Source organism: Niallia sp. RD1 (assembly GCF_024219955.1).
Lineage (GTDB): Bacteria > Bacillota > Bacilli > Bacillales > Cytobacillaceae > Niallia > Niallia alba.
Map to the genome: position 1 here is coordinate 1513743 of NZ_CP100420.1, position 23758 is coordinate 1537500.

The window sequence follows — 23758 nt, forward strand, 5'->3', positions numbered from 1 at the left end:
TGAGAGGAGGGCATTCCAATGCAAGCAAAAGCTGTTGCAAATACAGTTCGTATTGCTCCTCGTAAAGCTCGTTTAGTCGTAGATTTAATTCGAGGAAAGCAAGTTGGTGAAGCGGTAGCTATTTTGAAGTTAACTCCAAAAGCAGCTTCTCCAATCGTAGAGAAAGTTTTAAAATCTGCTGTTGCTAACGCAGAGCATAACTACGAAATGGATATTAACAACCTAGTGGTTGAGCAAGCATACGTTAATGAAGGACCAACTCTAAAGAGATTCCGTCCACGTGCACAAGGTCGTGCAAGCCAAATCAACAAACGTACTAGCCACATCACTATCGTTTTATCAGAAAAGAAGGAGGGGTAATTAGTGGGTCAAAAAGTAAATCCAGTCGGTTTACGTGTTGGGATCATTCGTGACTGGGAATCTAAATGGTTCGCAGGTAAAGACTATGCTGATCTTTTACACGAAGACCTAAAGGTACGTGAGTATATTACAAAACGCCTAAGCGATGCTTCTGTTTCTAAAGTAGAAATTGAGCGTGCTGCTAACCGCTTAAATGTTACTATCCACACTGCTAAACCAGGTATGGTTATTGGTAAAGGTGGTACAGAAGTTGAAGCTTTACGTAAAGCTCTTAACTCACTTACTAGCAAACGTGTACACATCAATATCTTAGAAATCAAAAGAGCAGACATGGATGCAAAACTAGTTGCTGAGAACATTGCTCGTCAATTAGAAAACCGTGTATCTTTCCGTCGTGCTCAAAAACAAGCTATCCAACGCTCAATGCGTGCTGGCGCTAAAGGTATCAAAACAATGGTATCAGGTCGTTTAGGCGGAGCAGATATCGCACGTTCAGAGTCTTATAGCGAAGGAACTGTTCCATTGCACACTCTACGCGCAGATATCGATTATGCTACTGCAGAAGCTGATACAACTTATGGAAAACTAGGTGTAAAAGTTTGGATCTATCGTGGAGAGATCCTTCCAACGAAGAAGAAAACTGAGGAAGGAGGCAAATAATATGTTACTACCTAAACGTGTAAAATATCGCCGTGTACATCGTGGTAAAATGCGTGGTCAAGCAAAAGGTGGTACAGAAGTAGCATTCGGTGAATATGGTTTACAATCTTTAGAAGCTTCTTGGATTACAAACCGTCAAATCGAGTCTGCTCGTATTGCAATGACACGTTATATGAAACGTGGCGGTAAAGTTTGGATTAAAATTTTCCCACATAAGCCTTACACTGCTAAGCCTCTAGAAGTCCGAATGGGTTCCGGTAAGGGTGCTCCTGAAGGTTGGGTAGCGGTAGTTAAGCCTGGAAAAATTATGTTCGAAGTAGCAGGTGTATCTGAAGAGATCGCTCGTGAAGCACTTCGTCTTGCAGCGCACAAACTTCCTGTTAAATGTAAGTTTGTAAAACGTGAAGAAATTGGTGGTGAAACTAATGAAAGCTAATGAAATTCGTGACCTTACCACTGCTGAAATTGAACAAAAAGTTAAATCCTTAAAAGAAGAGCTTTTCAACCTTCGCTTTCAATTAGCGACTGGACAACTTGAAAATACAGCTCGCATTCGTGAAGTACGCAAAGCGATCGCTCGAATGAAAACTGTCATTCGTGAGAGAGAAATCGGCGTCAATAATCGATAAGTTGAGAGGAGGTTCGTAGAATGAGCGAACGCAATCAACGCAAAGTCTATACTGGTCGTGTTGTATCTGATAAAATGGATAAAACCATTTCAGTTGTTGTTGAAACATACAAAAAACACCCATTATACGGCAAACGCGTGAAATACTCTAAGAAGTATAAAGCTCATGATGAGCAAAACACAGCAAAAATCGGCGATATCGTACGTATTATGGAAACTCGCCCATTATCAGCTACAAAACGTTTCCGTCTTGTAGAAGTAGTAGAAAAAGCAGTTATTATATAATTGTTCGGAATTAAGCATCCCGAAGGGAGGTTACACACATGATTCAACAAGAATCACGTTTGAAAGTTGCTGACAACTCTGGTGCTCGTGAAGTACTTACTATTAAAGTTCTTGGTGGTTCAGGACGTAAAACTGCTAACATCGGTGATATCATCGTCGTTACTGTGAAACAAGCAACACCAGGTGGCGTTGTTAAAAAAGGTGACGTAGTTAAAGCAGTAGTCGTTAGAACTAAAAGTGGTGTTCGTCGTGCTGACGGTACTTACATTCGTTTCGATGAAAACGCATGTGTAATTATCCGTGATGATAAGAGTCCACGTGGAACACGTATCTTTGGACCAGTTGCACGCGAACTTCGCGACAATAACTTTATGAAGATTGTATCATTAGCTCCAGAAGTACTATAATATAAATTTTAATTGCCTTTAAGGAGGTGCGAAAAGATGCATGTTAAAAAAGGTGACAAAGTAATGGTCATCTCTGGTAAGGATAAAGGCAAAACAGGTGTTGTTCTTGCTGCTTTCCCTAAAAAAGATCGTGTGATCGTTGAAGGGATTAATATTGTTAAGAAGCACTCTAAGCCATCCCAGTTGAATCCACAAGGTGGAATCAATGACCAGGAAGCTGCTATTCATGTATCCAACGTTATGCCTATCGACCCTAAAACTGGTGAACCTACTCGTGTAGGATCTAAAACGGTTGATGGTAAAAAAGTACGCGTAGCGAAAAAATCCGGTGAAATTCTAGATAAATAGTTCAAATGAAGAAGGGAGGTACAATGAATGAACCGCCTAAAAGAAAAATTTGTTAAAGAAACTACTCCTGCTCTTATGAGCAAGTTCAATTATAAATCAGTGATGGAAGTTCCAAAACTGGAAAAAATCGTTGTTAACATGGGTGTCGGTGATGCTGTAGCAAATGCTAAAGCATTAGACGTTGCTGTTGAGGAATTAGCACAAATTACTGGTCAAAAGCCATTAATCACTCGTGCGAAAAAATCAATTGCAGGTTTCCGTCTACGTGAAGGAATGCCAATCGGAGCAAAAGTTACTCTTCGTGGAGAACGCATGTATCAATTCCTTGATAAACTTGTATCTGTTTCTCTTCCACGTGTACGTGACTTCCGTGGTGTATCTAAAAAATCATTTGACGGTCGCGGTAACTACACTTTAGGTGTTAAAGAACAATTAATTTTCCCTGAAATTGATTACGATAAAGTAAACAAAGTAAGAGGAATGGACATTGTTATCGTTACAACTGCAAAAACAGATGAAGAAGCTCGTGAACTGTTAACTCAATTTGGAATGCCGTTCCAAAAGTAATCTCTAATTAGGAGGCGAAGATGTGGCTAAGAAGTCAATGATTGCGAAACAAAAACGCACGCCTAAATATAAAGTACAAGAATACACACGTTGCGAACGTTGTGGTCGTCCACATTCTGTGTACCGTAAATTTAAGCTTTGCCGTATTTGTTTCCGCGAATTAGCGTATAAGGGACAAATTCCTGGTGTGAAAAAAGCTAGCTGGTAAAACCCGATATTGGGAAGGAGGTAAATACAAATGGTTATGACAGATCCAATTGCAGATTTGCTTACAAGAATCCGTAATGCGAATATGGTTCGTCACGAAAAATTAGAAGTTCCTGCTTCTAACATCAAAAAAGAGATCGCTGAAATCTTAAAGCGTGAAGGTTTTGTACGTGATGTAGAATATATCGAAGACAACAAACAAGGTATTATCCGCATTTTCTTAAAATACGGTTCAAGCAACGAGCGTGTAATTACTGGACTTAAAAGAATTAGTAAACCTGGTCTTCGTGTTTATGCGAAAGCAACAGAAGTACCTCGTGTATTAAACGGTCTTGGAATTGCATTAGTTTCTACTTCTCAAGGAGTACTTACTGATAAAGAAGCTCGTGCGAAACAAGTTGGCGGAGAAGTATTAGCATACGTTTGGTAATAATAGGTTTAATGAATGGAGGTGCAACTAAATGTCTCGTGTAGGTAAAAAACCAATCGAAGTACCAGCAGGCGTTACAGTTACTATTGATAAAAGTACTGTAACGGTGAAAGGTCCTAAAGGTGAATTAACTCGTACTTTTAATTCTGATATTGCGATCAGCTTAGAAGAAAACGTGATTAATGTAACTCGTCCTTCTGATGCGAAGGAACATCGTGCATTACATGGAACAACTCGCGCATTGTTAGCAAACATGGTTGAGGGTGTTTCAAAAGGCTTTGAGAGAGGTCTTGAATTAATCGGTGTCGGTTACCGTGCTCAAAAACAAGGAAGCAAGCTTGTATTGAACGTAGGTTACTCTCATCCAGTAGAAATTGAACCAGAAGCTGGTATTGAAATCGAAGTACCATCTGCTACGAAAGTAGTTGTTAAAGGAACTAATAAAGAGCGTGTTGGAGCACTTGCTGCTAACATTCGCGACGTTCGCCCACCAGAACCTTATAAAGGGAAAGGTATCCGTTATGAAGGCGAATATGTACGTAGAAAAGAAGGTAAAACTGGTAAGTAATGCCGCATAGGTAAACGAAAGGAGTGACCTAAATGATTACGAAGGCTGATAAAAATCAAGTCCGTAGAAAAAGACACGCACGTGTGCGTTCTAAACTTAGCGGAACTGAAGCTCGTCCTCGTTTAAATGTGTTCCGTTCAAACAAACACATTTACGCTCAATTAATTGATGATGTTAACGGTGTAACAATCGCAAGTGCATCTTCATTAGATAAAGAGCTTAACCTTGAATCTACTGGTAATTTTGAAGCTGCAGTTAAGATCGGTGAATTAGTAGCTAAACGTGCTGTAGAAAAAGGAATTAAATCAGTAGTATTTGACCGCGGAGGATATTTATATCATGGTCGCGTAAAAGCTTTAGCTGATGCTGCTCGTGAGAACGGCCTAGAATTTTAATAGACAAAGGAGGGACATAAAAAGATGCGTCGTATTGATCCAAACAAACTTGAACTTGAAGAACGCGTAGTTACAGTTAACCGTGTAGCGAAAGTTGTTAAAGGTGGACGTCGTTTTCGTTTCTCTGCTCTAGTAGTAGTTGGGGACAAAAATGGTAACGTTGGTTTTGGTACTGGTAAAGCACAAGAAGTACCAGATGCAATTCGCAAAGCGGTTGAAGATGCGAAGAAAAATCTTATTGAAGTACCAATGGTTGGTACAACAATTCCACACGAAATTATCGGACATTTCGGAGCTGGTGAGATCCTATTGAAGCCTGCTTCAGAAGGTACTGGGGTTATCGCTGGTGGTCCAGTACGTGCTGTGCTTGAATTAGCTGGTGTAGCTGATATCTTATCTAAGTCATTAGGTACAAACACACCAATTAACATGGTTCGTGCTACTTTAGACGGTTTAAAACAATTAAAACGTGCTGAAGACGTAGCAAAGTTACGTGGAAAATCAGTAGAAGAACTGTTAGGATAAGGAGGGAAATTAAATGGCAAACAATCTGGAAATTACCCTCACTAGAAGCGTAATTGGTCGTCCGCAAGACCAACGCGAAACAGTTAAAGCTTTAGGATTACGTAAGGTAAATCAAACAGTTGTTCAACAAGATAATGCTGCTATTCGCGGTATGATCAATAAAGTATCACATCTTGTAACTGTAAAAGAAAACTAAAAATCATTCTTCTTCAATAAGGAGGTGCCAAGATGAAACTTCATGAATTAAAACCTGCAGAAGGTTCACGTCAAGAACGTAAACGCAAAGGGCGCGGTATCGGTTCAGGTAATGGTAAAACTGCTGGTAAAGGTCATAAAGGTCAAAACGCACGTTCAGGCGGGGGTGTAAGACCTGGATTCGAAGGTGGTCAAACTCCTTTATTCCGTCGTTTACCAAAACGTGGTTTTACTAATATCAACCGTAAAGAATACGCTATTGTTAATTTAGACACTCTAAATCGTTTTGAAGATGGAACTGAAGTAACTCCAGAACTTCTTATCGAAACAGGAGTTGTTAGTAACGAAAAAGCAGGAATTAAGATTCTTGCAAAAGGCAACGTAGAGAAAAAGCTTACTGTTAAAGCTCATAAATTCTCCTCTGCTGCTAAGGAAGCTATTGAAGCTGCCGGCGGTCAAACAGAGGTGATCTGATGTTTCAGACAATCTCCAATTTTATGCGCGTGGGTGAAATAAGACGAAAAATCATATTCACCCTATTAATGTTGATTATATTTCGCATTGGTACTTTTATTCCAGTACCATATGTGAATTCAGACTTCTTAAAAGCACAAGATGCTTTTAGTGCCTTCGGAATTTTAAATACTTTCGGTGGTGGGGCACTACAAAACTTTTCTATTCTTGCAATGGGGATCATGCCATATATTACAGCATCCATTATTGTAAGCTTATTGCAAATGGATGTTGTACCAAAATTTACGGAATGGTCAAAACAGGGTGAGGCTGGACGAAGAAAGTTAACGCAGTTTACGCGTTACTTCACAATTGTTCTAGCTCTTATCCAAGGTTTTGGTATGTCTTACGGTTTTAATAATCTAGCGGGTGGTTCGCTGATTACAAAACCTGGATTTTCGTCATACTTAGTAATTTCTATTGTATTAACAGCTGGTACAGCCTTTTTAATGTGGTTAGGAGAACTAATTACTTCTAAAGGCGTTGGTAATGGAATTTCTATTATCATTTTTGCTGGTATTGCTGCAGGAATTCCATCTATGGCTAATCAAATCTATGCACAGCAGTTTGACAACCCAGGTGATCAATTATTCCTAAATATTGTTAAGTTAGCTTTAATTATTTTAGCTGTCATTGCAATTGTAGTTGGAGTAATTTTCATCCAGCAAGCTCTTAGAAAAATACCTATTCAATATGCAAAAAGAATGGTAAACGGAAATAGTAGCACAGGTGGTCAGTCAACACATTTGCCGTTGAAAGTAAACTCTGCTGGTGTTATTCCTGTTATCTTTGCAGTTTCCTTCTTGGTAACACCAAGAACAATTGCATCTTTCTTTCCGCAAAATGACGTTACTTCCTGGATTCAACGAGTATTTGATTATACTCATCCAATAGGAATGATTATATATACTGTATTAATCTTTGCGTTTACTTATTTCTATGCTTTCATTCAAGTGAATCCAGAACAAGTTTCTGAAAACCTGAAAAAACAAGGTGGATATATTCCTGGTATTCGACCTGGTAAAAGTACGCAAGATTATTTGTCACGTGTTCTATCTCGTTTAACTCTAGTTGGAGCTCTATTCTTAGCCATTATTGCTATACTACCTGTATTTTTCATTAATATTGCAGGGCTTCCAGAATCTGCACAGATTGGCGGAACTAGTATCATAATCGTGGTTGGGGTTGCGTTGGAAACAATGAAACAATTAGAGTCGCAATTAGTTAAACGGCACTATAAAGGTTTTATTAAATAGTATAATTTAGGGGACATATGTCCCTTGAATTTTATGTAAGAGAACTTGAGGGGGAATACGCATGAATTTAGTCTTAATGGGGCTCCCTGGCGCAGGTAAAGGTACACAAGCTGAGAAGATTGTCGAAAAATACGGCATCCCTCATATCTCAACTGGCGACATGTTCCGTGCGGCTATGAAAGACGAAACAGAACTTGGACTAAAGGCAAAATCTTTTATGGATAAAGGTGAATTAGTACCAGATGAAGTTACAATTGGTATTGTTCGCGAAAGACTTAGTAAGGATGACTGTGAAAAAGGCTTTCTTTTAGATGGTTTTCCTCGTACTGTTCCTCAAGCTGAAGCTTTAGAAAATATTTTGTCTGATTTAAATAAGAAATTAGACTTTTGTATCAATGTTCAAGTAGATCAAGAGATATTAATGGAGCGTTTAACAGGCCGACGTATTTGTAAAAATTGCGGCGCAACATATCATTTAGTATTTAATCCGCCATCCAAGCCAGATACATGTGATCGATGTGGAGGCGAGTTATATCAACGTGCTGATGATAATGAAGCTACTGTAAAAAACCGCTTAGAAGTAAATATTAAGCAATCTCAACCATTACTTGATTTCTATGAGTCAAAAGGATATCTTCGTAATATTAATGGTCAACAAGATATTAATAAAGTCTTCTTAGATCTTGACGAGCTATTAAGTACTTTAAAATAAGAGTAACTTTTGCTTTGACTAATCTGTTATCTAGCATGGAAATGAATCAGAGATAATAAATAGAAGAATTGGGATGAAATGGCTGAGGAGTTTATTCCTAAACATGATGCATTTCCTTTTTTCAAAAGGTATAATAATTTCCATGGTTATATCTGTAACAAAAAAAGTATAATCGTGTTATTTTGACATGTTTATCTTCGTTAAAAGATTAATCAATTTAGATAATTGGTGCAGAGTTTTTTGGATTTCATGGTAACTCCGCTTGAATTGCTTTTTTATCTAGTAGTGAAGAAGGTAATGTAACTATTATTCTTTCTATTATGACGATTGGTATTAGAACAGGTGTGCAGTTGTCGAATACTCTACGAAATCTTGGAAATACGAAATCTATGTGGCTTTTCAAGTAAAACCGAGTATGTTGTGGAAGTTTTAAGGCTAGACTCTTGAAAGATGACGATTTTCTTGAAACAAGTCATATAATTACATGCTTACTTCGATACGATAAGACACAGGCTGTTGATAGAATATTCGGAATCAGAGGAAAGATCATTTCTTTCTTAAATTGAATGATCTAGCAATGCTAAGTTTAGTTGGTAGCATTAAACCTTTTCCTATTATTATATTTTTTATAATAATAGCGGACGAAGTACCTTCTCTTATGTTATAATCAATTAGTTGCAGTTAAATGCAGTTTTATTATATTATAGGAGCAGTTCAGAGTAGTTTAATGTACACCGATCGTGTGACAAGAAGAGCTACACTTTGCTATATTAGTTAAGATGGATCTCGTATTTTTTATGGAAAGGAGAGATATTCGATGGCTAAAGACGATGTAATCGAAATTGAAGGCACAATCACTGAAACTTTGCCGAACGCCATGTTTAAGGTAGAATTAGAAAATGGTCATACTGTATTGGCTCACGTTTCTGGTAAAATTCGCATGCATTTCATCCGTATTTTACCTGGTGATAAAGTAACGGTTGAGTTATCTCCATATGACTTAACTCGCGGAAGAATTACTTACCGCTTTAAATAATCTGATTGCACTCCGTACTATCAAGGAGGTTAGGATAATGAAAGTTAGACCATCTGTTAAACCAATCTGCGAAAAATGTAAAGTTATCCGCAGACGTGGTAAAGTTATGGTTATCTGTGAAAACCCTAAACACAAACAAAAACAAGGTTAATAACAAGGAGGTGCGCATATAGATGGCACGTATTGCTGGTGTGGATATTCCACGTGAAAAACGTGTAGTAATATCTTTAACATACATTTACGGTATTGGAAAAAATACTGCACAAAAAGTATTGGCAGAAGCTGGTGTTTCTGAAGATACACGCGTTCGTGATTTAACGGAAGATGAATTAAACAAAATCCGTGATATTATCGACGGTTTAAAAGTAGAAGGGGATCTTCGTCGTGAGATTTCTTTAAATATCAAACGTCTAATGGAAATTGGTTGCTACCGTGGCCTTCGTCACCGTCGTGGTTTACCAGTTCGTGGACAAAACACGAAAAACAACGCTCGTACTCGCAAAGGTCCTCGTAAGACTGTAGCTAATAAGAAAAAATAATCGGTAAAGGAGGTACAATATAATGGCACGTAAAACTAATACACGTAAACGTCGTGTTAAAAAGAATATTGAGTCTGGTGTTGCTCATATTCGTTCTACTTTCAACAATACTATCGTAACAATTACAGACGTTCATGGAAATGCTCTTTCTTGGTCAAGCGCAGGTGCACTTGGATTCAGAGGTTCTCGTAAATCTACTCCATTCGCTGCTCAAATGGCTGCAGAAACAGCTGCGAAAGCTTCTATGGAACATGGTATGAAAACTTTAGAAGTAACAGTTAAAGGACCAGGTGCAGGTCGTGAAGCTGCAATTCGTGCTCTTCAAGCTGCAGGACTTGAAGTTACAGCAATTAGAGATGTAACTCCAGTTCCTCATAACGGTTGCCGACCACCTAAACGTCGCCGAGTTTAATTTTTCTGTATAAATTTTGTATCCTTGTCTATAATGGGATATGACTAAAACTTTTAAAACCCGTACAGATTTATTAACTAACCCAGTTGTTGTGCACAAGCGGGAACGTAAACATGGGGAATTTCGGTAAACCTTACCGAGGTTTCGACGTTTTGAAGGAGGGTATATCTTGATGATCGAAATAGAAAAACCAAAAATCGAAACGGTTGAGATCAACGATGATGCCAAATATGGTAAATTCGTCGTAGAGCCACTTGAGCGTGGATATGGTACTACTTTGGGTAACTCCTTACGTCGTATTCTACTATCCTCACTGCCAGGTGCCGCTGTCACATCCATTCAAATTGATGGGGTACTTCATGAGTTCTCAACAATTGAAGGCGTCGTAGAAGATGTTACAGCTATCATATTAAATATCAAAAAACTAGCATTGAAAATATACTCTGATGATGAAAAGACTTTAGAGATTGATATGCAAGGTTCAGGGGTAGTTACAGCAGCAGATATTACACATGATAGTGATGTAGAGATCTTAAATCCAGATCTTCATATCGCAACTTTAGGTAGCAACGGAAATTTCCGCATGCGTTTAACTGCAAAGCGTGGTCGTGGATACACTCCAGCTGAGCAAAACAAACGTGAAGATCAACCTATTGGTGTAATTCCTATTGACTCTATCTTTACACCAGTATCTCGTGTTTCTTATCAAGTAGAGAATACTCGTGTTGGTCAATTGACTAATTATGATAAGTTAACTTTTGACGTGTGGACTGACGGTAGTACTGGTCCTCAAGATGCTATTGCACTTGGTGCAAAGATTTTAACTGAGCATTTGAATATCTTTGTTGGATTAACTGACGAAGCACAAAATGCTGAGATAATGGTAGAAAAAGAAGAAGATCAAAAAGAAAAAGTACTTGAGATGACAATCGAAGAATTAGATCTTTCTGTTCGCTCTTATAACTGCTTAAAACGTGCTGGTATCAATACCGTTCAAGAATTAGCAAATAAGACAGAAGAAGATATGATGAAAGTTCGAAACTTAGGTAGAAAATCTCTAGAAGAAGTAAAACATAAATTAGAAGAGCTAGGATTAGGTTTAAGAAAAGACGACTGATTAGTCTCTTGACTTTGTCTATAAAGCTTGTACTTTAACAAAAGGAGGGAATCTCACATGGGTTACAGAAAGTTAGGACGCACAAGCGCACAACGTAAAGCTATGTTACGTGACTTAACTACAGACTTAATCATCAATGAGCGTATTGAAACAACTGAAGCTCGTGCAAAAGAACTTCGTTCTGTTGTAGAAAAAATGATTACACTTGGTAAACGTGGAGATCTACATGCACGTCGTCAAGCAGCTGCTTATGTACGTCATGAAGTTACTAACGCTGAAACAAACCAAGATGCTGTTCAAAAATTGTTCAGTGATGTTGCTGCTCGTTATACTGATCGTCAAGGTGGTTACACTCGTATTATGAAAATGGGACCTCGTCGTGGAGACGGAGCACCTATGGTAATTATCGAGTTAGTGTAATAGGATTTTCAAAGAAACTTAGGGTGCGGGACAGTTTATATTGTTATGAAACTTGTTCAAGTATCCTTTTTCTTTAATCCTCGCTTTTTTTGATCAAGCCAATATAGAGTGTTACGATGAGCATTTGTCTTCATTAAATGACTCGTCTAGCTCGTGCACCTCTTCTTCGATTTTAATTGTATGAATGAGGTGCGGGCTTTTTTCATGTTTCATTAGGACTGTAGGGTGCTAAGAAGTGGAATACCATAAGATATATTTTAACAAGCATAGAAATAGGATATCAAAGATTATATAAATAATCTTATGTTAAACCAATTCAAAGCTCGCCCAATTGGCGAGTTTATTTTTTTATCTTGGATTAAGTGCAAGTAAAGACCCACTTGAAAATTTAGAGTAGAAATGAGAAATTAGGTGAAGAGAACTAATTTACTTAAAGGCAATTGATTCTATTTATAATTTTCGGGAGTTCTTAATCCATTAATTGAAGATTCACGTTATCCATAATAGGATATGTTTAAAAAAGTCGTATGTAATATACAATCGACAATATCTAGTAAGTAAATGGTGGGAATGTAATGAACCAAAAGATTTTAGTAAAGGTAGAAGATGTATCCTTTAAATATGAGGAGCAATTAGAAAATGCCCTAAATCATGTTTCTTTTCATGTGAACGCAGGTGAATGGGTTGCTATAGTTGGACACAATGGATCAGGTAAATCTACGCTAGCTAAGTTATTAAATGGATTACAATTCTCCAATGAAGGTTCTATTATAATAGATGGTATTCCAATAACGGAGGATTCTGTGTGGGATATAAGGAAAAAGGTTGGAATGGTATTCCAGAATCCTGATAACCAGTTTGTTGGTACAACTGTTAAGGATGATGTGGCTTTTGGTTTAGAAAATAACGCCGTTCCTAGGAGTGAGATGGTAACAAGAGTAGAGCGTTCTTTAGAAAAAGTAAAGATGTTATCTTTTCTTGATCAAGAGCCACACCATCTGTCTGGTGGACAAAAACAGAGAGTCGCTATAGCGGGAATTATTGCATTAAAACCTGAAATTATCATATTAGATGAGGCAACCTCCATGCTTGATCCACAAGGCAGAGAAGAAGTTTTTGAAATTATGAGAGAGCTGCAAAAGGAAAATATGACGATTATCTCGATTACACATGATTTAGATGAGGCTGCTAAAGCAGATCGGATTATAGTGATGAATAAAGGTGAAGTATATAAAGAGGGAATACCTAAAGATATATTTAAGCTTCAAAAGGAACTTGTTGAAATTGGGTTGGATATCCCTTTTACTATTAAAATGAGAGAAAGTCTAATTAATAAAGGCATTTCATTAGAAGAAGTATATTTAACAGAAGAAGAGTTGGTGACAGGAATATGGACATCTCACTTCAAAAAGTAGAGTATCGTTACCAGGAAAATTCGCCGTTTGAGCGATTGGCAATAGAGGATGTAAGTTTTGATATTCCATCAGGGAGCTATGTTGCAATTATCGGGCATACTGGTTCTGGAAAGTCGACCATTTTACAGCATCTTAATGCTCTTATAACTCCATCTCAAGGAAAAGTTGTAATAGGCGACCGAATAATTGAAGGTGGACAAAAGCATAAGAACTTGCGTAGTATTCGCCAGAAAGTAGGAATTGTTTTTCAATTTCCGGAGCAGCAGTTATTTGAAGAAACGGTGGAGAAAGATATTTGCTTTGGCCCACTTAATTTTGGGATATCGGAGTCGGAGGCAAAGGAAAGAGCCGAAAGGGCATTGCGTGAAGTGGGATTAACAGAAGAGTTTCTTGTGAAGTCTCCATTTGATTTGTCAGGTGGCCAGATGAGAAGAGTTGCCATTGCAGGTGTATTAGCAATGGAACCGGATGTGCTAGTTTTGGACGAGCCAACTGCTGGTTTAGATCCAAGGGGCAGACGAGAAATTATGGATATGTTTTATGGACTTCATAAAGAGCGGAATTTAACGACTATTTTAGTAACGCATAGTATGGAGGACGCAGCTCATTATGCTGATCAAATAGTCATTATGAATAAAGGGAAAGTACATCGTCAAGGGACACCAATAGAGATTTTTAAGAATGCAGAAGATTTGGCAGCAATTGGCTTAAATGTACCAGAAGTGGTGCGTTTCCAGAGGAAGATAGAAGCGAAATTGGGAATGAAGATGGAGCACGTCCACTTAAATATGGAAGACTTTACGAATGAATTAGCAGTGTATCTAAAGAAGAAGGTAGGTAGTAGTTAATGGGGAAAATGATTATAGGGCGATTTATTCCCGTTGATTCCATATTGCACAGAATGGATCCCCGTTCTAAATTGCTGCTTGTTTTCCTTTTTATTTGTGTTGTATTTTTGGCTAATAATATTTGGAGCTATTCTCTGCTAATTATATATGTGGCTACTTTAGTAGCTATTTCTAATGTGCCAATAAAGTATATTTATTTGGGATTAAGGCCAATTTTTTGGTTAATTATCTTTACGTTTATTTTGCATATCTTTTTTACGAAAAATGGAGAACTATTGTTTGAATGGGGCTGGATTAAGATTTATGAGGAAGGCATAAGGATGGGAATTCTTATTTCGATTCGGTTCTTCTTGCTTATAATCATGACATCCTTGCTTACGTTAACAACGACACCAATTGAATTAACCGATGCAATTGAAACATTGTTAGGCCCATTAAAAAAAGTGAAGTTTCCTGTTTATGAATTGGCACTTATGATGTCTATCTCGCTTCGTTTCATCCCCACTTTAATGGATGAAACAGAGAAGATTATGAAGGCTCAGATGGCGAGAGGGGTTGAGTTCTCCAGTGGTTCGATTAAAAGCCGTGTACAAGCAATTATTCCGTTATTGATTCCTTTATTTGTTAACTCTTTTAAACGGGCAGAGGAGCTTGCTATTGCGATGGAGGCACGTGGCTATCAAGGTGGAGAAGGAAGAACAAAATACCGTCAATTAGTATGGAGTTCCATCGATACAATAATGATTATTATTTTGATACTAGTAACAGCTATGCTGTTTGTGTTAAGAACATAATGGAGAAAAGAATGCAAAGATATAAATGTACAATTAGCTATGATGGTTCGAATTATAGTGGTTTTCAAATTCAGCCAAAGGATCGAACAATACAAGGCGAAATCGAAAAGGCCTTAAGAAAGCTTCATAAAGGGGGAGAGGTAAAGATTCAAGCTTCTGGCAGAACAGATGCTGGTGTTCATGCAAAGGGACAAGTCATTCATTTTGATAGCTCTCTTGATATTCCAGCAGAAAAATGGCCGATTGCATTGAACACTTTATTACCCCATGATATCGTGGTTGCAGATGTGGAGACTGTGTCAGCATCCTTCCATGCCAGATATAATGTAACAGCGAAGGAATACCGCTATTTTATTCAATTAGGAGAGCGGAGAGATCCTTTTAAGCGAAATTATGCTTATTATTACCCATATGCCCTAAATGTGAAAGCGATGAGGGAAGCACTTAGCTATTTTATTGGAGAATATGATTTTACTAGTTTTTGCTCTGCTAAAACAGACAAAGAAAGAAAAGTAAGAACCATTACCGGGGTAAAGCTAACAGAGGAAGAGAATATGTTGATTTTTTCTTTCCAAGGGAATGGATTCCTTTATAATATGGTGCGGATTATGGTTGGAACATTACTAGATGTCGGAAGAGGGAAGAAATTACCACAGGATATTCCGATGATTATTGAGAAAAAAGATAGAAAAGCAGCAGGAAAAACGGCTTCTGCTAATGGATTGTATCTATGGAAAGTATTGTATTAACATCGGCTGCTGGTAATCGCAACAAACTTTACGAAAACAGCCAAAATAAAAGAAAAGACGATTTTTTTCTCATAACAACTAAACCTGGTGTAACATTCCCTTGACATATACTAGTCTAGGATATATCATAATATGGTATGTATTTTAATCCCACATTAAGCCCCGGAACTTAATTGTGTGAACATATAGACGTAAGAACAAAACATTCGTAATTTAAAACAAATTATAATTAAACATTTCAGGAGGGAAACTCATGCGTACAACGTTTATGGCTAATTCAAACACTGTTGATCGTAAATGGTACGTGATTGATGCTGAAGGCAAAACTTTAGGTCGTCTTGCTAGTGAAGTAGCATCAATTCTACGTGGTAAACATAAACCAACTTTCACACCTCATGTGGATACTGGTGATCATGTAATTCTTTTAAATGCTTCAAAAATTGAATTGACTGGTAAAAAATTAACTGACAAAATTTACTACCGTCACTCTATGCACCCAGGTGGATTAAAACAAAGAACAGCTTTAGAAATGCGTACTAACTATCCAGAGCAAATGTTAGAACTTGCAATCAAAGGTATGCTTCCAAAGAATTCTCTTGGTCGTCAAATGTATAGAAAATTACACGTATATGCTGGTAGCGAACATCCGCACCAAGCTCAACAACCAGAAGTTTACGAACTTCGTGGATAATTAATAAAGGGAGGTAAAACAAATGGCACAGGTTCAATATATCGGTACTGGTCGTCGTAAAAGCTCTGTTGCTCGTGTACGTTTAGTTCCAGGTGACGGACAAATCATCATCAATGGTCGTGAAATCGAAAGTTATATCCCGTTTGCAGCTTTACGTGAAGTTGTTAAACAACCATTAGTAGCAACTGAAACTACTGGAAGCTACAATATTTTAGTAAATGTTAACGGTGGAGGTTATACTGGTCAAGCTGGCGCTATCCGTCATGGTATCGCTCGTGCTTTACTTCAAGTAGATCCTGAATACCGTCCAACATTAAAACGTGCAGGATTATTAACTCGTGACGCTCGTATGAAAGAACGTAAAAAATACGGTCTTAAAGGCGCTCGTCGTGCACCTCAGTTCTCAAAACGTTAATTTTGGGTTCTGTTCTCAAAAGGCTCTTTCCACTTATGTGGAGAGGGTCTTTTTTATACAAAAGTATGTAGGGTAATCAAAACTCTAAAAGCAATAATGGAATTTTTCGTGGAAAATATTTGGATTTTTGAAAAAAATTAAGTGATTATGTTAATATCAAATTATAAAACAATAGGAGGAATCGATATGTCAAAAATATATCTAGTATTTTCGAAACAAGAAGGAGGAGTGAACAGTTGACGTTCCGTAGGGGACGATAACAAGAGTGCTCCTGCTTCTCTTATAACAAGAGATATCAAAAGGAAGTAGGAGAAGAGAATGAAACATTTAAAAGGAACAATAGCCGGACATAACATTCGCGTTATGTTTTGGATTCAATTTTTTAGCTCGATGAGTTTTTTAGCGCCTATCTTAACGCTTTTTTATACGGAAAGAGGCTTGACTGCTTCTGAAATATTGATTGTTTTAATGTTCTGGAGCGGTGCTGTTCTTGTTGGTGAAATTCCAACTGGAGTTATAGCTGATCGGTTTGGGGCGAAAAAATCATTTCTTATTGGAACAAGTATTAAAATTGTTAGTATGGTGATATTGCTTTTTGCTCATGAACCTTGGGTATTCTTTTTTTATAGTTTTGTTAATGGTTTTTCTGTAACTTTTTTCTCAGGAGCAGATGAAGCACTTATTTACGATTCCTTAAAAGAAACTGGGGATCAAAACCAAATGGATCAAGCGATGGGGAAAATTCAATCGGCAGGGTTTATTTCAATGATTATTGCTGTTCTATTTGGTGCTTATTTAGCAAAGGACTTGCAAGAAGGACAATTTATTCTGTTAATCTTATTAGGGATTTTCTTTTATATCATAGAGCTGCTTCTTGTTTTACAAGTAAAACAGCCTTATCGGGAATCCTTCATTCGAGAAAATTCTTTTTCTCACGTAAAGGATGGCTGGAAGGCAATACGAAGAACACCACAATTAGTATGGATGTTCTTTTAAATGTTACATTAGTATTTATACCTGCAGGAGCTGTGTATGGGTATTTTGATCAACCATTAATATTAGAAGCGGGGCTTCCTGTGTTTTTTATTGGTGTCATGTATGCGCTGGCATCCGTGGTCGGATACTTTGCCTCTCAGTCGATTGGATGGTTAACTAATCAATTTTCTCGCGTTTTCCTCATGAATCTAACTGGATTTTTAGCATTTGCAGGGTTACTGCTTTCTGCGCTTTTTGCTGATGTCTTATTTATGGTATTGGGTGCCTTTTTTGTACTACGTTTAGTTCAAGCGGTGAGATATCCCATCTATTCTCAGCTGAGTAATGATATAATCCCTTCTCATGTGAGAGCAACAACAATTTCTTTGCTTTCCATTGTTGATTCGGGACTTGATTTACTTATATTTGGAAGTCTATCGGTTGTGGCTTTAAAAGGATATACTAATGTATTAATTGGTTGTGCGGTAATTGTGCTAATCGGTACACTTCTTCCCATTCGGATACGCAAAATGTAGAGGCTCAAAAAAAGCTTTAACTCTATTCTAATACTATAGAGTTAAAGCCTTTTTACGTTAAACGATACCTTTTTTTCACTATGTAAATATGTAGAATATGTAAGGAGTGTGTATTTCTGTCCGTGGACTTAAAAGAAAGTATCTGAAACAATTGAACAAACGACCTTAATTGATATTCTGGCATTAGATGCTAGTGGATTTTAACATTGTACAATAAACGAATGTATGGCATACAAGTAGAAGATTATTTGGCGAGCAATTCAGATGAAAATGGAAAGAAAGTACTGAAATAGCAACTATTCTTTCAATTGGATGCTAAAACATTTGTTAGGCTAGTATGCTCACTTCCTGTTGGTTGAAAAATAAAGGCAAGAGGTGAAATCAATTGGCAGTCATTACAAGCTTTGATATAAAAAAACGAGAAAAACAAATAAAATACGAAAGAGCTGTTCTTAAGGAGATATCCCTTAAAGAGTTAAAAGAAAAGGTAGCTAACTACTTTGGTTCCTCTAACCTTACTTCTGGTGTGTTAATGAATACAGGGATTGAAGAAGCCTGTTATGATGTAGCAGTAGAAGCATTTCTATTAGGAGCGAATTATAGTAAATTTAGTGAGTATGGAGAAGATACCCAAGCAATCAAAAATAGATGTAGGGAAGAAGATACACATTTTAAAGAAACACTTTACCATTTTCTTCTTTATTGGGGTAGTGAGGAAAGTAATAAAAATGAATCCCTTTACTATTTATGTGAACAGTTTGTTGATGAATGGTGGTTGGAAGGTTTTACGAAAGCGAATAAGAGAAGAAAGCTTCGACTACATTAAAGATGGCATAAAGTTGCCATCTTTTTGTTGTTCTCTGAAAGAAGGACTTGCTGTTCTAAATTTTCTTCTTCCCCCATATAGTAAGAATATAAGGACGGGCATAGGGGGAATGAGGAAGACTGTGAGTAAAAAATGGAAAATAAGCATATATATCATGGGATTAGCACTCCTTTTCTTTATTTTGCAATTTGATTTCTCGAATGATGATTCATGGGATGCCTGGAATTTGCCGTTAACCGGAAAAGTGATCATTATTGATCCTGGTCATGGTGGGCCTGATGGAGGAGCGGGAGATAATGAGGTATTGGAAAAGGATATCGCACTAAATGTATCCTTGAAGATACGTGATTATTTGCAGGAGCAAGGCGCCTTAGTTATTATGACAAGAGAAGTCGATAAGGACTTAGCAAGTGAAAGTACAAAAGGGTATCGCAATAGAAAAGTGGAAGATTTGAAGGAAAGAATAAACATCATCAATAAATCGGATGCGGATTTATTCTTGAGTATTCATTTAAATGCCATTCCTTCATCAAAATGGAGCGGAGCGCAAACTTTTTATTCCTCTCAACTGGAGGGAAATGCTAGAGCTGCTAAGTTTATTCAAGATGAACTAATTTATAACTTAGAGAATACTACCCGAAAGGCGAAACCCCTAGAGAGTGTATACATACTTAAATATGCGGAGAAGCCGGGAGTGCTAGTGGAAGTAGGATTCTTATCAAATCCACCAGAAAAGGCAAATCTTATGAATGAAGATTATCAGGAAAAAATAGCAGCGTCCATATATAAAGGAGTTAACCGCTTTTTTACGAATGAAGAGGAATTAAAAGTAGAAGAATAGAGACTAGCCATGTCTCTATTTTTATTTTAGCCACTTATTTATTCCCGGGAAATAAACAAGTGGTTGCTCCGTTTGAATCTTCAGAATGTAAACGATAACTATTTTTGTGCTATACTGTTAGTAAAAACAGGAAAGGGGATTGCGTCATGATAACAAAAGAAGAAATCGAGAAGATAGTGGAGAATATGATCGATCCTTTTTTACATAAATCATTGCTTGAACTAGGGGCAGTGAAAGATGTTAAGTGGAATGCAGAAAAAGGACTTGCGAGTTTAAAGATTGCTGTGGCAAAGCTTGGATCTGCCTATCAAATAGAGTTTCAAAATCAAATTGTTAGTGCACTGAAAGACAAGGGAGTAAAAAGTGTAGGGTTAAGATTTACAGAACTATCTAGTGCGCTTGTAGAAGAAATAGTAAACGAAACAGAATCAAGAGAGAGGAATCCCATTTACATTGCTATCGCTAGCGGAAAAGGTGGAGTGGGGAAATCGACTGTTTCTGTAAACTTAGCTGTGTCTTTAGCGAGATTAGGAAAAAAAGTCGGTTTATTGGATGCGGACATCTATGGTTTCAGTGTACCAGATATGATGGGCATTACGAAAAGACCTGAAGTGATAAATGAGCGAATTATCCCTGTAGAAATATTTGGCGTGAAAGTTATCTCGATGGGATTCTTTGTTGAAGATAACACCCCAATTATCTGGAGAGGCCCTATGCTTGGGAAAATGCTGACAAGCTTCATGGAAGAAGTAGAATGGGGGGAGCTTGATTATCTCCTATTAGATTTACCGCCAGGAACAGGAGACGTTGCCTTAGATGTGCACTCCATGCTTCCTACAAGTAAGGAAATTATCGTCACAACACCACATCCAACTGCAGCCTTTGTTGCAGCCCGTGCTGGTGCTATGGCATTAAGAACAGAACATGAAATATTAGGTGTTATTGAAAATATGTCTTATTTTGAAAGCCGCTTAACTGGAGAAAAGGAATTTGTATTCGGAAAAGGTGGAGGAAAGAAATTAGCAAAGGATTTAGAAGTTCCGATGCTAGGAGAGCTGCCATTAGGACAGCCTGATTGGAATGAAGAAGATTTTGCCCCTTCTGTGTACCAAGAAACACATCATATTGGGGAAAGATATAGAGCAATCGCTGAACAAATAGTAGAAGTTCTAGAGAAAACGGGCGATAAGGTAGAAAGCTAATCGATTCAATAAAGAATTACCTTCTTAAGCAAATTAATTTCCTTAAGAAGGTAATTCTTTTTTATATGTTATTCTTTTCTGATTGCAATGGGAAAGAGGCTTCTTTTGCAGCTTTATCGAGTATGTCTTTAAACTTGGATTTGAATTCAGGTGTTTCCATTGTCTCCTGAAGAATTTGTTCAATATGCTCTCTGTATTCTGTACTTTTCAAAATGTTTTTCATTTCCGTTTCTAATGACGGGTCTTGCAAAAGCTCGACCATCATTTTTCGGTAACCCGGATCTTTCATTAAATCTTTTATCAATTTTTCGTTTTCCGATTTCATGCTTTTTGCCATTGTTTCAGCAAACTCAGGATCTTTGAATTTTTTTTCCCAGAAGTCAGCTGCTTTGTCGGATACAAGTGTTTTTTCTATGGTACTTGTTACTGCCTTTTCATTCATAACTAAATTTTGTTTTATCTCTTCGTCATCCATTACTTCACGTATTGCCTTTTTTCCCTCATCGGTTTTTAATATATCCACAACCATTTTCTTCGTTTGATCATAGTCTGTTTGCTGAGCGTTTTCACCTTCAGAACACCCGCTTAATAAAGAAATGACTAGTAGGAGGCTGATCCCTTTTTTTAGCATGATAATTACCTCTTTCATTAAAGATATCTATTAAGTAGAATGGATTCTTTTTGAATTTTTATTCCTATTGAAAGAGAAAAGATAAACGGTGTATAAAAAAGAAAAAGAGCTGTTCCTAAGAAATAATGAACCGATCTTTAGTATTGCTATCTAAATTAAGATAGTTAGCTTTAATCGGTTTATTATTTTGGCAACAGCTTTATAAATTAATGTACTTCTTTAGATTTAGAATCAGCATTTGAAATCATCTCTGATACGGTAACGAACTTTAGGTTCTTTTTCTGTAATTTCTCTATGATCTCAGGAAGAGCCTTTGCTGTTTGTTTAGCGGAATCAGAAGCATGTAACAAAACAATGTCTCCTTTTTTGGCGGAAGTTGCTTTTTTAATAATTTGTTGTGAACCAGGATTTGTCCAATCCTTTGAGTCAATGCTCCAATGTACTAACGTATAATGATATTGATCCGTAATAGTTAAAGCAGATTGGTTGAAATGGCCAGTTGGAGCTCGAGCAAGCAAAATATTATCGACTTTTAATTTCTCAAACGCAGTTTTTGCTTTGGATACATCTTGACTTATTTTTTCGTCTTTTACCTCAGAATAATCAACATAATCATAGCCCAAAATGCCAATTTCATGACCTTCTTTTGATATTCTGCTTACTAACTCAGGATGCCTCTCTGCCCATGCTCCAGCCAAGAAAAATGTTGCGTTTACTTTCTCTTCTTTTAAAATATCAAGAATAGGTTCCGCGTTTTTGTCGCCCCACCCAATATTAAAGGTAAGAGCAACTCCTTTCTCCCCCTTATATACAGCCTTTGGTCCATCTTTAGAAGAGAATACAGGAATTTGCACAATGTTTTCCACATACAAAAACCAGGCTGTAAAGAAAGATACTACAACAATTAATGCAAATTGCTTTAAGGATTTACTGTTAAGAACATAAAAAAAATTCATCATTGTCACCTCGTCCACTTTACTGCTCGTCTCATTTTTATGAAGGAAAGTAAAAAATAATGACAAAAACTTTTATAAAAACAGAAAAACTAGTACATAATACAGAGACCAAAATATGGATGTGCAGCAGGAGGAATAACGATGATTGGATTATTATTAAATAAAAAAGAAGTAAAGGAGATTGAATACCTAATAAAAAGGGAATTAGATGAAATACTATTAGATCTAGGAGATAAGAGAATTGATCTTGCGGTAAAAAAGGCAATGGTTGAAAGGTATAAGGATTTATTTTCGTTGTTAAAAAGAGTCGCATCTCCTAAGGATTGTTTAGCTTATATCCTTACAGAAAATAAGATGATAAATGAAAAAATATAAAATATGAAAAAACTGTTGACGGATGATAGTTATCTTGGTATATTAGTAAACGTCACTTCGACATGAGAGAAAACAGCGGAAAAGAAAATAAAAAATGTTGTTGACTCTTATATGGGAATATGATAAATTAATAAAGTCGCTTCTTGAGCGGCCGACTAATTGCTCTTTGAAAACTGAACAAACAAACGTCAACAATAATCGTTCTGTAACGAGAGTTATAGAATGAAAACAAGCAATATAAAAGCTAGAGTTTAGCAATGAGCTAATCAACTCTTTATTGGAGAGTTTGATCCTGGCTCAGGACGAACGCTGGCGGCGTGCCTAATACATGCAAGTCGAGCGGACTTTAAAAGCTTGCTTTTAAAGTTAGCGGCGGACGGGTGAGTAACACGTGGGCAACCTGCCTGTAAGACTGGGATAACTTCGGGAAACCGGAGCTAATACCGGATAATTCTTTCCACCACATGGTGGAAAGCTGAAAGACGGTTTCGGCTGTCACTTACAGATGGGCCCGCGGCGCATTAGCTAGTTGGTGAGGTAACGGCTCACCAAGGCAACGATGCGTAGCCGACCTGAGAGGGTGATCGGCCACACTGGGACTGAGACACGGCCCAGACTCCTACGGGAGGCAGCAGTAGGGAATCTTCCGCAATGGACGAAAGTCTGACGGAGCAACGCCGCGTGAGTGATGAAGGTTTTCGGATCGTAAAGCTCTGTTGTTAGGGAAGAACAAGTACAAGAGTAACTGCTTGTACCTTGACGGTACCTAACCAGAAAGCCACGGCTAACTACGTGCCAGCAGCCGCGGTAATACGTAGGTGGCAAGCGTTGTCCGGAATTATTGGGCGTAAAGCGCGCGCAGGCGGTCCTTTAAGTCTGATGTGAAAGCCCACGGCTCAACCGTGGAGGGTCATTGGAAACTGG

At 37.5% G+C, this 23758-nt stretch carries 37 protein-coding genes and 1 rRNA gene (1 of these 38 running past the window's edge); 36 read left to right on the forward strand and 2 right to left on the reverse strand.

From position 1 onward, the window contains the following. Positions 1 to 18: 18 nt before the first annotated feature. The 34 genes from rplV to NKG37_RS07255 all read left to right on the forward strand — a co-directional run bounded on the left by rplV (position 19) and on the right by NKG37_RS07255 (position 20872). Complete coding sequence (rplV, locus tag NKG37_RS07095; protein WP_016204563.1) at positions 19 to 360, forward strand: 50S ribosomal protein L22; 342 nt, start codon at positions 19 to 21, stop codon at positions 358 to 360. 3 nt (positions 361 to 363) lie between these two features. Next, positions 364 to 1020: a 30S ribosomal protein S3 gene (rpsC, locus tag NKG37_RS07100; RefSeq protein WP_016204564.1), complete on the forward strand. Its 657-nt coding sequence runs from the start codon at positions 364 to 366 to the stop codon at positions 1018 to 1020. A 1-nt stretch (position 1021) separates the two neighbouring features. After that, entirely contained in the window at positions 1022 to 1456 is a 435-nt protein-coding gene (rplP, locus tag NKG37_RS07105) for a 50S ribosomal protein L16 (protein WP_016204565.1), read from the forward strand. Continuing rightward, positions 1446 to 1649, forward strand: coding sequence for a 50S ribosomal protein L29 (gene rpmC, locus NKG37_RS07110; protein ID WP_003351417.1), 204 nt, complete (start codon positions 1446 to 1448; stop codon positions 1647 to 1649). The genes rplP and rpmC overlap by 11 nt, the downstream gene beginning before the upstream one ends. Before the next feature lie 20 nt (positions 1650 to 1669). Beyond that, positions 1670 to 1933, forward strand: a complete 264-nt coding sequence (gene rpsQ / locus NKG37_RS07115) for a 30S ribosomal protein S17 (RefSeq protein ID WP_016204566.1) — start codon at positions 1670 to 1672, stop codon at positions 1931 to 1933. 38 nt (positions 1934 to 1971) lie between these two features. Then, positions 1972 to 2340 carry a 50S ribosomal protein L14 gene (gene rplN, locus NKG37_RS07120; RefSeq protein ID WP_016204567.1) on the forward strand — a complete coding sequence of 123 codons (369 nt, stop codon included), beginning with the start codon at positions 1972 to 1974 and terminating at the stop codon, positions 2338 to 2340. 36 nt (positions 2341 to 2376) lie between these two features. Beyond that, on the forward strand, positions 2377 to 2688 hold the full coding sequence (gene rplX, locus NKG37_RS07125; RefSeq protein ID WP_016204568.1) for a 50S ribosomal protein L24: 312 nt from the start codon (positions 2377 to 2379) through the stop codon (positions 2686 to 2688). 27 nt (positions 2689 to 2715) lie between these two features. Continuing rightward, positions 2716 to 3255: a 50S ribosomal protein L5 gene (rplE, locus tag NKG37_RS07130; protein WP_016204569.1), complete on the forward strand. Its 540-nt coding sequence runs from the start codon at positions 2716 to 2718 to the stop codon at positions 3253 to 3255. A 22-nt stretch (positions 3256 to 3277) separates the two neighbouring features. Further along, positions 3278 to 3463: a 30S ribosomal protein S14 gene (rpsN, locus tag NKG37_RS07135; RefSeq protein WP_009499044.1), complete on the forward strand. Its 186-nt coding sequence runs from the start codon at positions 3278 to 3280 to the stop codon at positions 3461 to 3463. 30 nt (positions 3464 to 3493) lie between these two features. Then, positions 3494 to 3892 (forward strand): 30S ribosomal protein S8, encoded by a 399-nt coding sequence (gene rpsH, locus NKG37_RS07140; RefSeq protein WP_016204570.1) that lies wholly within the window; start codon positions 3494 to 3496, stop codon positions 3890 to 3892. A gap of 31 nt (positions 3893 to 3923) precedes the next feature. Beyond that, a complete protein-coding gene (gene rplF / locus NKG37_RS07145) occupies positions 3924 to 4460 on the forward strand; it encodes a 50S ribosomal protein L6 (RefSeq protein ID WP_016204571.1) in 537 nt (178 codons plus the stop codon). A 32-nt stretch (positions 4461 to 4492) separates the two neighbouring features. Then, the gene (gene rplR, locus NKG37_RS07150) at positions 4493 to 4855 is read left to right on the forward strand and encodes a 50S ribosomal protein L18 (protein ID WP_016204572.1); all 363 of its coding nucleotides are present in this window, start codon (positions 4493 to 4495) and stop codon (positions 4853 to 4855) included. Between the two features lie 24 nt (positions 4856 to 4879). Next, entirely contained in the window at positions 4880 to 5380 is a 501-nt protein-coding gene (gene rpsE / locus NKG37_RS07155; RefSeq protein ID WP_016204573.1) for a 30S ribosomal protein S5, read from the forward strand. Positions 5381 to 5393: 13 nt separating this feature from the next. Next, positions 5394 to 5576, forward strand: coding sequence for a 50S ribosomal protein L30 (gene rpmD, locus NKG37_RS07160; protein ID WP_016204574.1), 183 nt, complete (start codon positions 5394 to 5396; stop codon positions 5574 to 5576). A gap of 32 nt (positions 5577 to 5608) precedes the next feature. Beyond that, a complete protein-coding gene (gene rplO / locus NKG37_RS07165; protein WP_016204575.1) occupies positions 5609 to 6049 on the forward strand; it encodes a 50S ribosomal protein L15 in 441 nt (146 codons plus the stop codon). Beyond that, positions 6049 to 7344 carry a preprotein translocase subunit SecY gene (gene secY, locus NKG37_RS07170; protein ID WP_254416022.1) on the forward strand — a complete coding sequence of 432 codons (1296 nt, stop codon included), beginning with the start codon at positions 6049 to 6051 and terminating at the stop codon, positions 7342 to 7344. Before rplO ends, secY begins: the two co-directional genes overlap by 1 nt. A 61-nt stretch (positions 7345 to 7405) precedes the next feature. Further along, positions 7406 to 8056, forward strand: coding sequence for an adenylate kinase (locus NKG37_RS07175; RefSeq protein WP_254416023.1), 651 nt, complete (start codon positions 7406 to 7408; stop codon positions 8054 to 8056). Positions 8057 to 8873: 817 nt separating this feature from the next. Further along, entirely contained in the window at positions 8874 to 9092 is a 219-nt protein-coding gene (gene infA / locus NKG37_RS07180) for a translation initiation factor IF-1 (protein WP_016204578.1), read from the forward strand. 37 nt (positions 9093 to 9129) lie between these two features. Further along, positions 9130 to 9243 (forward strand): 50S ribosomal protein L36, encoded by a 114-nt coding sequence (gene rpmJ, locus NKG37_RS07185; RefSeq protein ID WP_000868344.1) that lies wholly within the window; start codon positions 9130 to 9132, stop codon positions 9241 to 9243. A 22-nt stretch (positions 9244 to 9265) separates the two neighbouring features. Next, a complete protein-coding gene (gene rpsM / locus NKG37_RS07190; protein WP_016204579.1) occupies positions 9266 to 9631 on the forward strand; it encodes a 30S ribosomal protein S13 in 366 nt (121 codons plus the stop codon). Between the two features lie 22 nt (positions 9632 to 9653). Beyond that, positions 9654 to 10043 (forward strand): 30S ribosomal protein S11, encoded by a 390-nt coding sequence (rpsK, locus tag NKG37_RS07195; protein ID WP_016204580.1) that lies wholly within the window; start codon positions 9654 to 9656, stop codon positions 10041 to 10043. Between the two features lie 172 nt (positions 10044 to 10215). After that, positions 10216 to 11160 carry a DNA-directed RNA polymerase subunit alpha gene (locus tag NKG37_RS07200; protein ID WP_254416382.1) on the forward strand — a complete coding sequence of 315 codons (945 nt, stop codon included), beginning with the start codon at positions 10216 to 10218 and terminating at the stop codon, positions 11158 to 11160. Positions 11161 to 11217: 57 nt separating this feature from the next. Further along, the gene (rplQ, locus tag NKG37_RS07205; RefSeq protein ID WP_254416024.1) at positions 11218 to 11580 is read left to right on the forward strand and encodes a 50S ribosomal protein L17; all 363 of its coding nucleotides are present in this window, start codon (positions 11218 to 11220) and stop codon (positions 11578 to 11580) included. 575 nt (positions 11581 to 12155) lie between these two features. Next, complete coding sequence (locus NKG37_RS07210; RefSeq protein WP_016204583.1) at positions 12156 to 12995, forward strand: energy-coupling factor ABC transporter ATP-binding protein; 840 nt, start codon at positions 12156 to 12158, stop codon at positions 12993 to 12995. Then, on the forward strand, positions 12971 to 13843 hold the full coding sequence (locus NKG37_RS07215; RefSeq protein WP_254416025.1) for an energy-coupling factor ABC transporter ATP-binding protein: 873 nt from the start codon (positions 12971 to 12973) through the stop codon (positions 13841 to 13843). The genes NKG37_RS07210 and NKG37_RS07215 overlap by 25 nt, the downstream gene beginning before the upstream one ends. Then, entirely contained in the window at positions 13843 to 14637 is a 795-nt protein-coding gene (locus NKG37_RS07220) for an energy-coupling factor transporter transmembrane component T family protein (protein WP_101728779.1), read from the forward strand. The genes NKG37_RS07215 and NKG37_RS07220 overlap by 1 nt, the downstream gene beginning before the upstream one ends. 11 nt (positions 14638 to 14648) lie before the next feature. After that, complete coding sequence (gene truA, locus NKG37_RS07225) at positions 14649 to 15386, forward strand: tRNA pseudouridine(38-40) synthase TruA (protein ID WP_302183212.1); 738 nt, start codon at positions 14649 to 14651, stop codon at positions 15384 to 15386. A gap of 253 nt (positions 15387 to 15639) precedes the next feature. Then, entirely contained in the window at positions 15640 to 16077 is a 438-nt protein-coding gene (gene rplM / locus NKG37_RS07230) for a 50S ribosomal protein L13 (RefSeq protein WP_016204587.1), read from the forward strand. A 22-nt stretch (positions 16078 to 16099) separates the two neighbouring features. Further along, on the forward strand, positions 16100 to 16492 hold the full coding sequence (gene rpsI / locus NKG37_RS07235) for a 30S ribosomal protein S9 (RefSeq protein WP_016204588.1): 393 nt from the start codon (positions 16100 to 16102) through the stop codon (positions 16490 to 16492). 318 nt (positions 16493 to 16810) lie between these two features. Then, positions 16811 to 17488 carry an MFS transporter gene (locus NKG37_RS26255; RefSeq protein ID WP_341098774.1) on the forward strand — a complete coding sequence of 226 codons (678 nt, stop codon included), beginning with the start codon at positions 16811 to 16813 and terminating at the stop codon, positions 17486 to 17488. Then, entirely contained in the window at positions 17473 to 18003 is a 531-nt protein-coding gene (locus NKG37_RS26260) for an MFS transporter (protein ID WP_341098773.1), read from the forward strand. The genes NKG37_RS26255 and NKG37_RS26260 overlap by 16 nt, the downstream gene beginning before the upstream one ends. A gap of 385 nt (positions 18004 to 18388) precedes the next feature. After that, positions 18389 to 18829, forward strand: coding sequence for a DUF2521 family protein (locus NKG37_RS07245; RefSeq protein ID WP_016204589.1), 441 nt, complete (start codon positions 18389 to 18391; stop codon positions 18827 to 18829). Between the two features lie 121 nt (positions 18830 to 18950). After that, on the forward strand, positions 18951 to 19670 hold the full coding sequence (cwlD, locus tag NKG37_RS07250; RefSeq protein ID WP_084668768.1) for an N-acetylmuramoyl-L-alanine amidase CwlD: 720 nt from the start codon (positions 18951 to 18953) through the stop codon (positions 19668 to 19670). A 146-nt stretch (positions 19671 to 19816) separates the two neighbouring features. After that, complete coding sequence (locus NKG37_RS07255; RefSeq protein WP_254416027.1) at positions 19817 to 20872, forward strand: P-loop NTPase; 1056 nt, start codon at positions 19817 to 19819, stop codon at positions 20870 to 20872. Positions 20873 to 20933: 61 nt separating this feature from the next. On the opposite strand, the gene gerD is transcribed toward NKG37_RS07255, so the two are convergent. Together gerD and pdaB are read right to left on the reverse strand one after the other, a co-directional pair. Further along, positions 20934 to 21503 carry a spore germination lipoprotein GerD gene (gerD, locus tag NKG37_RS07260; RefSeq protein WP_254416028.1) on the reverse strand — a complete coding sequence of 190 codons (570 nt, stop codon included), beginning with the start codon at positions 21501 to 21503 and terminating at the stop codon, positions 20934 to 20936. Positions 21504 to 21709: 206 nt separating this feature from the next. Beyond that, positions 21710 to 22459, reverse strand: coding sequence for a polysaccharide deacetylase family sporulation protein PdaB (gene pdaB, locus NKG37_RS07265; RefSeq protein WP_016204593.1), 750 nt, complete (start codon positions 22457 to 22459; stop codon positions 21710 to 21712). A 141-nt stretch (positions 22460 to 22600) separates the two neighbouring features. On the opposite strand from pdaB, the gene NKG37_RS07270 reads away from it, so the two are divergent. Then, positions 22601 to 22834, forward strand: a complete 234-nt coding sequence (locus NKG37_RS07270) for a hypothetical protein (protein WP_016204594.1) — start codon at positions 22601 to 22603, stop codon at positions 22832 to 22834. A gap of 274 nt (positions 22835 to 23108) precedes the next feature. Further along, a 16S ribosomal RNA gene (locus NKG37_RS07275) occupies positions 23109 to 23758 on the forward strand; it runs 899 nt beyond the window's last position.

Bases quoted from the DNA above. Each gene is read 5' to 3' on its own strand.
- rplV (WP_016204563.1), top strand. From the start codon at position 19: ATGCAAGCAAAAGCTGTTGCAAATACAGTTCGTATTGCTCCTCGTAAA.
- rplP (WP_016204565.1), top strand. From the start codon at position 1,022: ATGTTACTACCTAAACGTGTAAAATATCGCCGTGTACATCGTGGTAAA.
- rpmC (WP_003351417.1), top strand. From the start codon at position 1,446: ATGAAAGCTAATGAAATTCGTGACCTTACCACTGCTGAAATTGAACAA.
- rpsQ (WP_016204566.1), top strand. From the start codon at position 1,670: ATGAGCGAACGCAATCAACGCAAAGTCTATACTGGTCGTGTTGTATCT.
- rplN (WP_016204567.1), top strand. From the start codon at position 1,972: ATGATTCAACAAGAATCACGTTTGAAAGTTGCTGACAACTCTGGTGCT.
- rplX (WP_016204568.1), top strand. From the start codon at position 2,377: ATGCATGTTAAAAAAGGTGACAAAGTAATGGTCATCTCTGGTAAGGAT.
- rplE (WP_016204569.1), top strand. From the start codon at position 2,716: ATGAACCGCCTAAAAGAAAAATTTGTTAAAGAAACTACTCCTGCTCTT.
- rpsH (WP_016204570.1), top strand. From the start codon at position 3,494: ATGGTTATGACAGATCCAATTGCAGATTTGCTTACAAGAATCCGTAAT.
- rplF (WP_016204571.1), top strand. From the start codon at position 3,924: ATGTCTCGTGTAGGTAAAAAACCAATCGAAGTACCAGCAGGCGTTACA.
- rplR (WP_016204572.1), top strand. From the start codon at position 4,493: ATGATTACGAAGGCTGATAAAAATCAAGTCCGTAGAAAAAGACACGCA.
- rpsE (WP_016204573.1), top strand. From the start codon at position 4,880: ATGCGTCGTATTGATCCAAACAAACTTGAACTTGAAGAACGCGTAGTT.
- rpmD (WP_016204574.1), top strand. From the start codon at position 5,394: ATGGCAAACAATCTGGAAATTACCCTCACTAGAAGCGTAATTGGTCGT.
- rplO (WP_016204575.1), top strand. From the start codon at position 5,609: ATGAAACTTCATGAATTAAAACCTGCAGAAGGTTCACGTCAAGAACGT.
- secY (WP_254416022.1), top strand. From the start codon at position 6,049: ATGTTTCAGACAATCTCCAATTTTATGCGCGTGGGTGAAATAAGACGA.
- NKG37_RS07175 (WP_254416023.1), top strand. From the start codon at position 7,406: ATGAATTTAGTCTTAATGGGGCTCCCTGGCGCAGGTAAAGGTACACAA.
- infA (WP_016204578.1), top strand. From the start codon at position 8,874: ATGGCTAAAGACGATGTAATCGAAATTGAAGGCACAATCACTGAAACT.
- rpmJ (WP_000868344.1), top strand. From the start codon at position 9,130: ATGAAAGTTAGACCATCTGTTAAACCAATCTGCGAAAAATGTAAAGTT.
- rpsM (WP_016204579.1), top strand. From the start codon at position 9,266: ATGGCACGTATTGCTGGTGTGGATATTCCACGTGAAAAACGTGTAGTA.
- rpsK (WP_016204580.1), top strand. From the start codon at position 9,654: ATGGCACGTAAAACTAATACACGTAAACGTCGTGTTAAAAAGAATATT.
- NKG37_RS07200 (WP_254416382.1), top strand. From the start codon at position 10,216: ATGATCGAAATAGAAAAACCAAAAATCGAAACGGTTGAGATCAACGAT.
- rplQ (WP_254416024.1), top strand. From the start codon at position 11,218: ATGGGTTACAGAAAGTTAGGACGCACAAGCGCACAACGTAAAGCTATG.
- NKG37_RS07210 (WP_016204583.1), top strand. From the start codon at position 12,156: ATGAACCAAAAGATTTTAGTAAAGGTAGAAGATGTATCCTTTAAATAT.
- NKG37_RS07215 (WP_254416025.1), top strand. From the start codon at position 12,971: ATGGACATCTCACTTCAAAAAGTAGAGTATCGTTACCAGGAAAATTCG.
- NKG37_RS07220 (WP_101728779.1), top strand. From the start codon at position 13,843: ATGGGGAAAATGATTATAGGGCGATTTATTCCCGTTGATTCCATATTG.
- truA (WP_302183212.1), top strand. From the start codon at position 14,649: ATGCAAAGATATAAATGTACAATTAGCTATGATGGTTCGAATTATAGT.
- rplM (WP_016204587.1), top strand. From the start codon at position 15,640: ATGCGTACAACGTTTATGGCTAATTCAAACACTGTTGATCGTAAATGG.
- rpsI (WP_016204588.1), top strand. From the start codon at position 16,100: ATGGCACAGGTTCAATATATCGGTACTGGTCGTCGTAAAAGCTCTGTT.
- NKG37_RS26255 (WP_341098774.1), top strand. From the start codon at position 16,811: ATGAAACATTTAAAAGGAACAATAGCCGGACATAACATTCGCGTTATG.
- NKG37_RS26260 (WP_341098773.1), top strand. From the start codon at position 17,473: ATGGATGTTCTTTTAAATGTTACATTAGTATTTATACCTGCAGGAGCT.
- NKG37_RS07255 (WP_254416027.1), top strand. From the start codon at position 19,817: ATGATAACAAAAGAAGAAATCGAGAAGATAGTGGAGAATATGATCGAT.
- gerD (WP_254416028.1), bottom strand. From the start codon at position 21,503: ATGCTAAAAAAAGGGATCAGCCTCCTACTAGTCATTTCTTTATTAAGC.
- pdaB (WP_016204593.1), bottom strand. From the start codon at position 22,459: ATGAATTTTTTTTATGTTCTTAACAGTAAATCCTTAAAGCAATTTGCA.
- NKG37_RS07270 (WP_016204594.1), top strand. From the start codon at position 22,601: ATGATTGGATTATTATTAAATAAAAAAGAAGTAAAGGAGATTGAATAC.